The organism is Reyranella sp., from assembly GCF_052439685.1.
GTDB lineage: Bacteria > Pseudomonadota > Alphaproteobacteria > Reyranellales > Reyranellaceae > Reyranella.
In genome coordinates this window covers 234,412-245,883 of sequence record NZ_JBQVQG010000001.1, presented here as the reverse complement: position 1 = coordinate 245,883, position 11,472 = coordinate 234,412, and the positions used below count along the sequence as shown (strand labels likewise).

The window sequence follows — 11,472 nt, the reverse complement described above, 5'->3', positions numbered from 1 at the left end:
GATGGCGTCCTCGTCGATTCGACAGCCCGCTATCTTCTTTCATTGCGGGATCGCATATCTCGTGCGGGGAAAGCATCTCAAGGACGCCCCCAGTCGATGGCGCATTCCCGCCAATGAGAAGACAAGGCGCGGCAAATGTGCCGACACACAACATCGACCGAGAACGCGGCGCCTTGCCTCTCGCTTGGCGTCGGCGGACTGTCAGCGCCAGAACAAGGCAAGCAGGATGATGATCGGAATCGGCACGCCGACAAGCCAAAGCAGAATTGAGCGACCCATATTATGATCTCCTTGATGCAAGTGCCGGGCAACGGGCTGGACGCCTTGAAGGTTGCGCCTGGACCATGCAACTTGGGGGGCGCCCAAACGTTCTCGCGAGGCTCACAGGAGTGGCGTGTCTTGGCTCTTCTCGATGGTCGCACAATCCTCATCGTTGAAAACGATCCAACCATAGGGCTGGATCTCCTGGCTACGCTTGCCGCCGAAGGGGCCACCCCGGTCGGCCCTGCCAACAGTGTCGAGAGCGCTTTCGCGTTGATTGCCGATCATGCGGTCGATGCTGCGATCCTGGACATCCGCCTCTACAAGGACGAGCTGGTGTTCCCGGTCGCCGACACCCTTCAGGCGTTGCGCGTGCCCTATGTCTTCGCGAGCGGCCGGTCGACCGCCCTGATGCCGCTGCGGCACGGCGACAGACCCTTCTTCGACAAGCCCTTCCGCGCGGAAGAGATCGTCGAGGCGCTGGCGAAATTGCTGGCCGGACGGAACGCCGGCTAGCGCGTTTGGAGGCTCGCGCGAATCGAAGGGGATTGAGGAGAGAATGTCTCGGTCGAGGTTGCCTCGAAGACACGACCGATTCCGATCTGGGTAAGCTTCCCGTCGCTGCGCTCGACGAGCAAGGCATCGAGGCCGTGCTTCTCCGCAAGTGCTCTGCCTTCCGTCGATCCGAGAACCATGAGTGCGGTCGACCACGCGTCGGCATTCATGCAGCTCGATGCAACGACTGAAACCGAAGCGACCGCATTGTCGACCGGACCGCCGCGCAACCGGTCCATCGTATGGGACAGCCGTGTTTTCCCGACCTCTATCCAGTGCCGGTAGTCGCCCGAGGTGGCGACGGCGGCATCCCGCAACTCGATCGTGCCGAGCGCACTGCGAAGCTCGTAGTCAGGCTTCTCCACGGCGACGTGCCACGGCGTTCCGTCCGGCTTTGCGCCGCTTGCTGCGAGTTCGCCATCCAGCCCAACCAGCCCGTCGGAGATGCCGAACGCCTTCACGGTGCGCATCATTTCGTCCACGGCAAATCCCTTGGCGATAGCCGAAAGGTCGAGGTCGACTTGTGCATGCTTGCGTGCCCGTGCGCCCGCCGCATCCAGCTCCAGGACCGTATGGGTTGGCGGCCGCCGTTCGTGAAGGGCCGCCCGGATTGCGTCCTTGTCGGGTACCGTGCCTGCGGCCCCGAAGCCCCAAGCATTGACCAAGCGCCCGACACCGATGTCGAACGCGCCTCCGGACAGGCGCCCGATCTCCAGCCCGTTGGCAAGGACCTGCATGAGTTCCCGAGGCAACGACACCCAGCTACCGGGAGAGGCGGCATTGAGGCGCATCAGGTCGCTGTCCGGCTTCCAGGTGGACATCTGGCGATCGACGCGGTCGACGGCGCGCGCCAGGGCGATGTCCAGCGCGGGTATGTCGATCGCGGGTGGGGCATGGAGGAGCGCGGACCACCGCGTCCCCATGGTTTTGCCGTTCAATGCGTGGCGACGGAGACTAGTAGACATCTTCGAGGTATCTCCCGTCGTCCTTGAGAAAGCCGGGCGTCAGGCCGGCGGGACCGAGCAGTTCGCCCAGCGCTTCCTTCACGCCGGCGGCCATCTCGCGTCCGCCGCAAACCAGGACCTGGGCGCCGGCGCCGATGAGGGTGCGCAGGCGATCGGCATCCGCACGGAGGCGATCCTGCACGTAGCCGCCCCCGCTCACGCGCGAGAACACGGTCGACAGGCTCGTCAGCCGCCTGTCGTCCAGCCATCCCTGGATCTCGCGCCGATAGAGGAAATCCGATTCAGGATCGCGCCCGCCGAAATAGAGGTGCAGGGGGCGTCGTCCACGATTGGCACGAATGAATCCCGCCAGGGGACCAATACCGGTCCCCGCGCCGATCAGGATGACGGGCTTGCGCCCGTGCATCGGACGGACGGACGGGTTGGGCTTCACGAAAGCCTCGATGTGGTCGCCGGGCCGCAAGCCATGGAGCAGGCCTGAGCAGAGGCCACCGGGATGTTTGCGCACGCAGATCTCGACGAAGCCATCGTCGGTCGAGCTGGCCAGAGAATAGGAGCGCGGCAAGGTGTCGTCCGGCAGCACGATCGCCAGCAGATCTCCGGCGGAGAACGGCGGCCAGCCCCCGCCGGCAAAACGCGCGAACGCGCTGCTGCGCGGCAAGGCGAAGCGCAGCACGCAGGTGGGCGCCTGCACCTCCGTGCCGTAGTCGATACGGTCGATGAGTGTCAGCGCATGAGTCCGCGGTCGCTCCGGCACATGCGCCAGCACCAGATCCTCGCCCAGGACGGCCGACAGGGACTTGCCCCAACGCGCGAATTCCTGCTGCGACTGACGGTCGATCGTCTCCAGGGGGAGCAACGACGTCCAGCCTCTTTGCGTCAAGGTGGCATCGACATCGCGCGCAAACCGGCAGAACTGCGGGAACTGGCGATCCCCAAAACCCAGGACGGCGAACGGGACAGGCGATGGCGCCCCGTTCCCGTCGAGGCGCTCGAGGAATGCGCCGGCGCTCGCCGGGGCCGTGCCGTCGCCATGGGTCGCCGTCAGCAGGAACATGCGCTGCGCCGCCGGATAGGAGGGCGCGACGTGGTCCATTGCGACGGTGTGGACCTTGTGGCCGCTGGCCGTCAGGGCCGTATGCAGTGTCCGGGCGAAGCCCCAGGTACTGCCTCCCTCGCTCCCGACCAGGATGACCGTATCGGCAGTCCGGGCGGGAACATTGGCGGCGATCGGCACGCGAGCACGCCGCCGCCACCACCACAGGGCGGTACCACTCACGCCAAGGACCGGAACACCGAGGGCGGTCAGCCCGAGCAGTACGCCGACCCACCACAATCCCCGGCCGGTATGCATCCTGTATATGAACTCGTAGATCCGGCGGCCGAGCGTGTGAGCTTGCCAGGCCAGCAGCTCTCCACTGGACGGGTCGACATAGCCCTCGCCATCGGCGGTCGACAGATGGAAGACGTCGGTCGGATCGGCCGGGTTGGGAAACGTCAGCTTGCGAAGCTGGCTGAGATCGATGCCGCGCAACGCATCGATCCCGGCCACCGGCAGAGCGGGACCGTTCGGCGCCATCGTCGGGAAGGCGGGCGCCTGCGCCCGGCCGTCCGGGATCAGCCCGAACGTCGTCAGCGACAGGAAGAGGGCGGTGAGCGTCGATACGATGAGCCCGGCCGTCGTCAGCCGGCCCAGATCGGCATGCAGGCGCTCCATGACACTGCCGCGCGAGCGCTCGAGAAGGCGGGCCCATCCGCCCATTCGCCGGGCCGTCATCTGCAGGCCGGACAGCGTCAGGACGAGCAACGCCAGCGCCGCCGCGCCGGCGGCCATGCGCCCGCCATCGCCCAGAAAGAAGGAGCGGTGGAGATTGGTCGTCCAGCGCTCGAATGCCGAGGGGGCGTAGGCCGAAACCGGTTCGCCCGTGGCAGGATCGACGACGGTCGCGACCGGTCCGTCGGTCCCGGCGTGGAACGCAACGACCTTGCCCGAGGGCAGCCGCTTGATTTCCTCCACGCCGGGCAGGGTGCCGGCGGTCCGCGCGGCCAGCTCGGCAACACTGATGCCGTCCGCGGGCGGTGAGATCGCCCCGGCACGGTCCAGGGCGGGCATCACCGACAGCACCGAGCCGCTGACGACGAGCGCCATCAGCGGAATGACGACGGAGAGGGCGAGAACCCTGTGAAGCCAGCGCAGCATGACATGCCTCCCGAGCGGCCTGGGCCTACATGCCGTAGGTGAAAGTCTGGATGTAGCTGCGGCCTGGCACGGGGCGGCCTGCCCCTGCGGCGGTCAAGGGAACGACGACTTCGGACGGGCTGTCGCGCATGTCCTCAGCTGCAACGTCGATGTGCAGCTTGTAGCCTGCATCGAACAGCGCGTCGGCCAGGTCCACGGTGACCTTCAGCGTGCGGCCGGCGCCGACGCTCGCGCCGGTGATGCCGTTGATCCCGGCGACGTTGCCGCGCGATGCGCGCTCCCAGCCGCTCAGGTGGCTGTAGTATTTCGACTTGGGGCCGGCCACCCACAACGTGCCCTTGTAGGCGTCCGTCGCGTCGGTCACGTAGAGCGCGAGATAGGCGCCGTTGCCGCCGTAGTTCTTGAGGGTGGTGGTCAGTGTGACGGGGCGCGCCATCGCCAATTCCGGGGCGGTCAGGGCGGTCGTCAGGGCGAGGCCGGCAAGCAGTGTCTTCATTCGCATCGTCTCTTCTCCAGCGGATCGTGTTGGCGAGCCCACACTGGAGGCAAAGACTGACGCATTGCTGAAGCGCGACGGGACTCTGCTTCAGGTCGCCGTCAGGTTGGAAATTGCGAAGCGATCGAGTTCACACGAGGCGGCGGTTACTGAATCTCCGCCTTGGGAGGCGTCGTTCCCTTGAGGAGATCGTTGGCGGGGGCTGCCGGGGCGCCCGGGAGGGGCTGTCCCGGAACGCCGCCGCGTCGTCCGTCGTCACCATCGCCGCGCCCGCTTCTGTGCTTCAAGCGGACGATGGCGAGCGATCCTGGATCGACCTTCACTGCGATCTCGCGACCGTCCGCATCAGTTCCCCTGATTTGATAGCAGCCGTCATCGACCTTGAGTCGCCGCACTGTCCAACCCTGGGTCTTCGCCATCTGCTCGACGGCTTCGCGCGGCTGCCATTGGGCCATGGGGACCTTGCAGTCGTCCTCTTTGGCCAGCGCCATGGGGGATGTCAGTGCGCTCGAAAGAATAGCGGCGATCAATATCGGCCTGTTCACGTTCCAGCCTCCCGGCAATGGTCTCGCGTCTTCTCTTGAGCCCGGTTCCTGACGGCGACCTGAAGGCGCACCTGCATTTGCTTCAGGTCAATGTCAGCTCGCCGACTATAGTTCATGCGAGGTCCGGCGAGCGGGCTCAGCAACTGACCGGACTGGGATCATGCGGGTTCTGTTGATCGAGGATGATGCGATTCTTGGCGCGGCCGTGCGCGATCAGATCGCCGCCGAGGGCCATTCCGTGGATTGGGTCACGCGGCTGGATGCGGCGCGAGACCATATCGGCAGTGCCGCCTACGATCTTCTTCTGCTGGACCTGATGCTGCCCGATGGCCGCGGCATAGGCTTCCTGCGCGACCTTCGTGCGAGGGGGAATGTTACGCCCGTCATCATCCTGACGGCGATGGACCAACTGTCCGACCGCATAGAGGGACTCAATGCCGGGGCCGACGACTACCTGGTCAAGCCCTTCGACCTCTCCGAGCTTTCGGCCCGGCTGAATGCGGTGGCGCGGCGGTATGCCGGCAATCCCAATCCTCTGGTTCACATTGGGGACCTCGACATTGATCTTGCCGCGCGCTCGATCCTGCGCGCGGGACGGAGCATCGATTTGACCGCTCGCGAATGGGCATTGTTCGAGGCTTTCGTGCAGCGTCCCGGCCAGATCCTGTCCAAGGCGCAACTGGAGGAGAGGCTGTATGCCTTCGGGGCGGAGGTGGAAAGCAATACGACCGAGGTGCATGTCAGTCGCCTGCGCAAGAAGCTCGGACATGGCATCATTGAAACCGTACGCGGCGTCGGATATCGGCTGGGACGCGCCGCGTGACGGCGCCGCGCAGCCTGCAATGGCGGATATCGCTGTGGCTGGGGGTTGGCGTTGCGCTGTTCTGGGGCATTGCCACCGTGGCGACGGCACAAAGACTTGGCCACGAGATGGACAAGGTCTTCGACAGCGCGCTCGAAGAGACGGCCCAGCGTCTTCTCCCGCTCGCCGTGCTCGATATCCTGAGCCGTGAGAAGGGCGACACTTCCCAGCGTATCGTCACGCTGAGGGACCACGACGAGTATTTCACCTACGTGGTACGCGATGAGCGCGGAGGCACGCTCCTGCGCTCGCATCATGCCGACGATTCCGTGTTTCCTCCCTTCTCGAAGATGGGATTCGTCGATACGCCGACCCACAGGGTCTACTTCGACGCCGCGTTGCAAGGCACGATCACGATCGCCGTGGCCGAGCCGCTCGCACATCGGCGCGAGGTCGCGAAGGAAGCTCTCCTGGGCCTCGCCTGGCCGCTTGCCCTGCTGGTTCCCGCCAGCCTTTTCCTCGTCTGGGCGATCGTCCGCTTGTCGATGTCGCCGATCCGGAACCTGCGAACCGCGATCGAGACACGTGGCAGCGGTGATCTCACCCCGGTGCCCGTCGCGGGTCTCCCCTCCGAGATCGCGCCGATCGCGGACGCCGTGAACCATCTCCTTCTCGGATTGGACCGCGCTCTGAAGGCCGAACGAAGTTTCACCGCCAATTCCGCGCATGAACTGCGCACACCGGTGGCTGCGGCGCTGGCGCAAACGCAAAGGCTGATCGCAGAGACAAAGGACGCGGCCTCCCGGGAGCGGGCGCACCAGATCGAGCTGGCGTTGCAGCGGCTTTCGCGCTTGTCCGAGAAGCTGATGCAACTGGCGAGAGCGGAGGGCGGCCGCCTCCAGGGCGGGGAGACGGCCGACATCGCAGGCGTCGCGAAGATGGTCGTCGACGAGATGGTGCGGAAGTCCGGCACGACCGCACGGATCGTCCTCGATGTTCCTGAAACACCGGTACCTGCCGGAATCGATGCCGACGCATTCGCTATCGTACTGAGAAACCTCATCGAAAACGGACTGAAGCACGGACGGCCCGGCCTGCCGGTGTCGATCGTTCTGTCAAAGGCCGGCGTGTTGACCGTTTCCAATGACGGCCCGCCCGTTCCGCCTAATCTGCTGTCGCGACTGCTGCAGCCTTTCGAGCGGGGCCAGACCGTCGTGGAGGGCTCCGGTCTCGGACTTGCCATCGTCAGCGCCATCGCCGCCGGAACCGGTGGTGAGTTCGTTCTGACATCGCCCTTGCCGGGAAAACAATTCGGTTTCGAGGCGAAATTCTCGGCCCCGCCTGCCGGCGCCGAGGGGCGCCGAGAGCGGAGGGCGGACCGCATGGCCAGCGGCGCCGTGAAAGGCGCGAGTTAGAACTCGCGTACCGTTGCAACGCGCTGTTGCGATGCGCGTTGGGCGCTCTGTCCAAACAATCTGACAGGAGCCGACGATGCCCACCCCCAAGGAAATCGAAGAGAAGTTCTGGTCGGCCCTGAAGTCCGACATGACCATGATGCTCGGTCTCGACGGCGTCGAGGATGGCCATGCCCGGCCGATGACCGCCCAGCTCGAGGGCGAGCGCGGGCCGATCTGGTTTTTCACGAGTCGGGAGAACGCCATCGTCGAGAAGCTCGGCGCCGGCGAGGGCAATCGCGCCATCGCGACCTTCACCTCCAAGGGGCATGACCTGTTCGCGACGGTGCATGGCGGCCTCTCGCTGGACAACAATCCGGCGGTCATCGACCGGCTGTGGAACCGCTACGTGGCGGCCTGGTACGAAGGCGGCAAGAGCGATCCGAAGCTCGCCCTGCTGCGCCTCGACCCCGAGCGCGCCGAAATCTGGCTTGACGCGTCGAGCATCGTCGCCGGCATCAAGATGCTGCTCGGCGCCGATCCGAAGCAGGATTACAAGGACAAGGTGGCGACGGTCAGCTTGCGGGGCTGAGGATGACGACCAGGATCGGGCGTATCCCCCTCGACACCCTGACAGCGATGGACCTCCGCATCGAACAGGCGACCGGCGCTCAATTGCGTCGCTGCGCAGGCAACCGGCCACGCATCGAGCGGCGGTTGCGCGCGCTCGACGACGAGGTCGACCTCGAGAGCCTGCTCGAGCGCAATGCCTCCATCGTTGCCTCCCTCGGTGTGATGGTGGGTGCAGTGGTCAATCGGCGTCTGCCCTCGATGCCCGTCTCCTGGACGGCATCGCTGGTGCAGCTTGCCGCGAGGGGGGTGCCGCTGGAATCCCTGCTGCGGCGGATGGGCGTCCGGACCTCGCGCGAGATCGAGATCGAGCGTGTGGCACTCGGGATTCTGCTGGACGATCTGGACCGGCGTCCCACTTCTTTGGGAAGCCGTCGCTTTTCTGACAACGGGTTACGGGTCGTCCGCCACTGAGGACGGCGACCCGCGCCCGTGTCAGTCGCCTGCCGCGGCCACGCCTTCGGCCGGCGGCGGTGTCGTCTTGCCCTTCTTAGCCTTGCCGCGTTCCTCGAACCGCTGAAGGACCGTGAAGAACGACGGCACGAACAGCACGGCGAGGCAGGTCGAGGCGATCATGCCGCTGAACACGCAGAGGCCCAGCGAGATGCGCGAATTGGCGCCCGCGCCGGTTGCCGTCACCAGCGGCACGACGCCCAGGATGAAGGCAAAGGACGTCATCAGGATCGGCCGAAAGCGAGTGCGGGCCGCATCGATGGCGGACTCGACGATATCCTTGCCCTCGGCACGGCGCTCGCGCGCCACCTCGACGATCAGGATGGCGTTCTTGGCGCCGAGCGCGATCAGCAGCATCAGGCCGATCTGGGTGTAGATGTTGTTGGCGAGGCCAACCGCGTTGAGCGCGATGGCAGGGCCGCTCAGCGCCAGCGGCACGGCAAGGATGACGGCGAGCGGCGCGATCCAGCTTTCGTATTGGCCGGCAAGGCAGAGATAGACCAGGAGGATGGCCAGCGCGAACACGTACAGCAGCTGGTTGCCGACGATCACTTCCTGGTAGGCCATGCCCGTCCATTCGTACCCCGTGCCGGCCGGCAGGATCGCCTTGGCGATCTGGTCCATCAGGTCGATACCTTCGCCCGAACTGAATCCCGTTGCCGGAGAGCCGACGATCGCGGCCGACGGGTAGAGATTGTAGAGGCTGATCAGCGGCGGGCCGAGCGCGGGCTGCAGCTCGGCGATGGCGCCGATCGGCACCATCTGCCCGTCGAGGTTCTTGACCTGCAGCTTCAGGATATCCTCGGGCCGCGTGCGGTACTGCGAATCGGCCTGGATGTAGACCTGCAGGCTGAGGCCGAACTTGTTGAAGCGGTTGACGAAGGACGAGCCCATGTAGCTTGACAGGGTCGTGAAGACGTCGCCGACCGGCACGCGGAGAGACTCGGCCTTCACGCGATCGACCTCGATGCGGACGTGAGGCGCGCCGGAGCGGAACGAGGTGACGAGGTTGGAGAGCGCCGACTGCGTGCTGGCGTTCTTGATCATGGTGTCGGTGATGGCCTGCAGCTTGGCATAATCGAAGCTGCCGTCCTTCTGCTCGACCTGCATCTGGAAGCCGCCGGCATTGCCGATACCCTGGATGGCGGGCGGCACGATGACGAAGGCACGGCCATCCTGCAGGACCTTGAGCTTCTCCATCAGGCCGAGCACGATCGAGCGCAGGTCCTGGTCCTTGGCTTTCAGGCGCGTGTCCCAATCCTTGAGGATGACATAGGACACCGCGGCGTTTGCCAGGGAGGAGTTGCTGTCGAGCACCGACATGCCGCCCAGCGCGACCACATTCTCGACGCCCGGTGCCGCCATGGCGATCTCGGCGGCCTGTCGCAGCGTGACGCCCGTGCGCTCGAGCGAGGCACCGTCCGGCAGCTGCACGCCGATGATGAGATAGCCCTGGTCCTCGTTGGGAATGAAGGCCGTCGGCAGGCGCGCGACGCCCCAGCCGCCGATGCCGGCCGCGACCAGCGCCAGCAGCACCATCAGTCCGGCCCGGTGGACCATGAAGCCGACCAGCCCGGCATAGGCGTCCTCGATCTTGCCGTAGACCTTGTTGAAGCCGCGGAAGAAGACGTTGCGCTTCTCGGGCGGGGTCGCGGCCCGCAGCCACATCGCGCACTGGGTGGGCTTCAGGGTGGCGGCGTTGACGGCGCTGATCAGGGCCGTGGCGGCGATCACCAGCGCGAACTGCGCGAACATCTGGCCGGTCAGGCCGGGCAGGAAGGCGGCCGGCAGGAACACCGACATCAGCACCAGGGTGATGCCGATCACGGGTCCGAACAGCTCGTCCATCGCCTTGATCGAGGCGTCGTGGGGCGTCAGGCCCCGTTCGATGTGATGGGCGACGCCCTCCACGATCACGATCGCGTCGTCGACCACGATGCCGATCGCCAGCACGATGCCGAACATGGTCGTCGTGTTGATCGTGAATCCCAGCGCGGCCATGGCGGCGAAGGCGCCGATGATCGTCACCGGGATCGTGGTCGCTGGCACCAGCATGGCGCGCCAGTCCTGCAGGAAGATCACGATCACGATCAGGACGAGGATGCCGGCCTCGATCAGGGTCATGAAGACCTCGTGGATCGACGCCTTCACGAACAGCGTCGTGTCGAACGGCACCTCGTAGGCGAGGCCGGGCGGAAAGGACTTCGCCAGTTCGGCCATCTTGGCCTTCACGCGGTTGGCGACGTCGAGCGCATTGGCGTCGGGCAGCTGATAGATCGCGAGACCCGAATTGGGCTTGCCGTTGATGTGCGAGGTCTGGGAGTAGGTCTGGGCGCCCAGCTCGACGCGGGCGACGTCGCGCACCCGCACGATCCTGCCGCCATTGCCCTGCTCGGCCTTGACGATGATGTTGCCAAATTCCTCGGGCGTGCTGAGGCGTCCGACGACGTCGATCGTGTACTGGAAATCCAGGCCCTTGGGCGCTGGCGGCTGGCCGACCTGGCCCGCCGTCACGTCCTGGCTCTGCTGCTGGATGACCTTGCTCACGTCCGCCGGCGTGAGGCCGAACGTGTAGAGCTTCTGCGGATCGAGCCAGACGCGCATCGAGTACTGGCCGACACCCAGCACGTTGACGTTGCCGACGCCGGGCAGGCGCGCGAGCTCGTTGACCAGATTGATGGTGGCGTAGTTGCTGAGATAGAGGCTGTCGTAGCGCTGGTCGGGGGAGGTCAGGGAGACGATCTGCAGGATCGACGTCGATTTCTTCTGGACGACGAGGCCCTGGGCCTGCACCGGCATGGGCAGCGAAGCGAGCGCCGCGCTGACCTGATTCTGCACCAGCACCTGCGCGAAATTGAGGTCGGTGCCGATCTCGAACGTCACCGTGAGCGTGTAGGTGCCGGAGTCCGTGCTGTAGGACTGCATGTAGATCATCTTCTCGACGCCATTGACCTGCAACTCGACCGGCAGGGCAACGTCGTTGACGACGACGGCAGCACTCGCGCCCGGATAGGTCGTGGTGACCTGGATCGTGGGCGGCACGACGTTTGGATATTGCGCGATCGGCAAGGTGGCCAGTGCCACGCCGCCGATCAGCACGATGACGATGGCGAGGACGTTGGCCAGAACTGGCCGGTTGATGAAGAAGGCGGAAATCATGGCTGCGCTCTC

Annotated in this window: 10 protein-coding genes; 5 read left to right on the top strand and 5 right to left on the bottom strand. The window is 65.6% G+C overall.

The annotated features are described in order from the left end of the window. The first annotated feature begins 399 nt into the window (after window positions 1–399). Entirely contained in the window at window positions 400–777 is a 378-nt protein-coding gene (locus tag ACT6UX_RS01200; protein WP_444773309.1) for a response regulator, read from the top strand. Here ACT6UX_RS01200 and ACT6UX_RS01195 read toward each other — a convergent pair. The 4 genes from ACT6UX_RS01195 to ACT6UX_RS01180 all read right to left on the bottom strand — a co-directional run bounded on the left by ACT6UX_RS01195 (window position 774) and on the right by ACT6UX_RS01180 (window position 5,022). Then, window positions 774–1,781, bottom strand: a complete 1,008-nt coding sequence (locus tag ACT6UX_RS01195) for an FAD:protein FMN transferase (protein ID WP_444773308.1) — start codon at window positions 1,779–1,781, stop codon at window positions 774–776. The genes ACT6UX_RS01200 and ACT6UX_RS01195 overlap by 4 nt on opposite strands. Further along, on the bottom strand, window positions 1,771–3,981 hold the full coding sequence (locus ACT6UX_RS01190; RefSeq protein WP_444773307.1) for a PepSY domain-containing protein: 2,211 nt from the start codon (window positions 3,979–3,981) through the stop codon (window positions 1,771–1,773). The genes ACT6UX_RS01195 and ACT6UX_RS01190 overlap by 11 nt, the downstream gene beginning before the upstream one ends. Window positions 3,982–4,006: 25 nt before the next feature. Then, complete coding sequence (locus ACT6UX_RS01185; protein WP_444773306.1) at window positions 4,007–4,477, bottom strand: DUF2271 domain-containing protein; 471 nt, start codon at window positions 4,475–4,477, stop codon at window positions 4,007–4,009. 146 nt (window positions 4,478–4,623) lie between these two features. Then, window positions 4,624–5,022, bottom strand: a complete 399-nt coding sequence (locus tag ACT6UX_RS01180; protein WP_444773305.1) for a PepSY domain-containing protein — start codon at window positions 5,020–5,022, stop codon at window positions 4,624–4,626. A 160-nt stretch (window positions 5,023–5,182) separates the two neighbouring features. Here ACT6UX_RS01180 and ACT6UX_RS01175 point away from each other — a divergent pair, with 160 nt between their 5' ends. The 4 genes from ACT6UX_RS01175 to ACT6UX_RS01160 all read left to right on the top strand — a co-directional run bounded on the left by ACT6UX_RS01175 (window position 5,183) and on the right by ACT6UX_RS01160 (window position 8,262). Next, complete coding sequence (locus ACT6UX_RS01175; protein WP_444773304.1) at window positions 5,183–5,845, top strand: response regulator transcription factor; 663 nt, start codon at window positions 5,183–5,185, stop codon at window positions 5,843–5,845. Beyond that, a complete protein-coding gene (locus tag ACT6UX_RS01170) occupies window positions 5,842–7,239 on the top strand; it encodes a sensor histidine kinase (RefSeq protein ID WP_444773303.1) in 1,398 nt (465 codons plus the stop codon). The genes ACT6UX_RS01175 and ACT6UX_RS01170 overlap by 4 nt, the downstream gene beginning before the upstream one ends. 76 nt (window positions 7,240–7,315) lie before the next feature. After that, window positions 7,316–7,810 carry a pyridoxamine 5'-phosphate oxidase family protein gene (locus ACT6UX_RS01165; RefSeq protein ID WP_444773302.1) on the top strand — a complete coding sequence of 165 codons (495 nt, stop codon included), beginning with the start codon at window positions 7,316–7,318 and terminating at the stop codon, window positions 7,808–7,810. A 2-nt stretch (window positions 7,811–7,812) separates the two neighbouring features. After that, window positions 7,813–8,262, top strand: a complete 450-nt coding sequence (locus ACT6UX_RS01160) for a hypothetical protein (protein ID WP_444773301.1) — start codon at window positions 7,813–7,815, stop codon at window positions 8,260–8,262. 21 nt (window positions 8,263–8,283) lie between these two features. Here the strand turns inward: ACT6UX_RS01160 and ACT6UX_RS01155 are convergent, their stop codons facing one another. Then, complete coding sequence (locus tag ACT6UX_RS01155) at window positions 8,284–11,460, bottom strand: efflux RND transporter permease subunit (protein ID WP_444773300.1); 3,177 nt, start codon at window positions 11,458–11,460, stop codon at window positions 8,284–8,286. Window positions 11,461–11,472 lie beyond the last annotated feature (12 nt).

Coding starts and splice junctions, on each gene's coding strand:
- ACT6UX_RS01165 (WP_444773302.1), top strand. CDS start 7,316: ATGCCCACCCCCAAGGAAATCGAAGAGAAGTTCTGGTCGGCCCTGAAG.
- ACT6UX_RS01160 (WP_444773301.1), top strand. CDS start 7,813: ATGACGACCAGGATCGGGCGTATCCCCCTCGACACCCTGACAGCGATG.
- ACT6UX_RS01195 (WP_444773308.1), bottom strand. CDS start 1,781: ATGTCTACTAGTCTCCGTCGCCACGCATTGAACGGCAAAACCATGGGG.
- ACT6UX_RS01175 (WP_444773304.1), top strand. CDS start 5,183: ATGCGGGTTCTGTTGATCGAGGATGATGCGATTCTTGGCGCGGCCGTG.
- ACT6UX_RS01190 (WP_444773307.1), bottom strand. CDS start 3,981: ATGCTGCGCTGGCTTCACAGGGTTCTCGCCCTCTCCGTCGTCATTCCG.
- ACT6UX_RS01185 (WP_444773306.1), bottom strand. CDS start 4,477: ATGAAGACACTGCTTGCCGGCCTCGCCCTGACGACCGCCCTGACCGCC.
- ACT6UX_RS01155 (WP_444773300.1), bottom strand. CDS start 11,460: ATGATTTCCGCCTTCTTCATCAACCGGCCAGTTCTGGCCAACGTCCTC.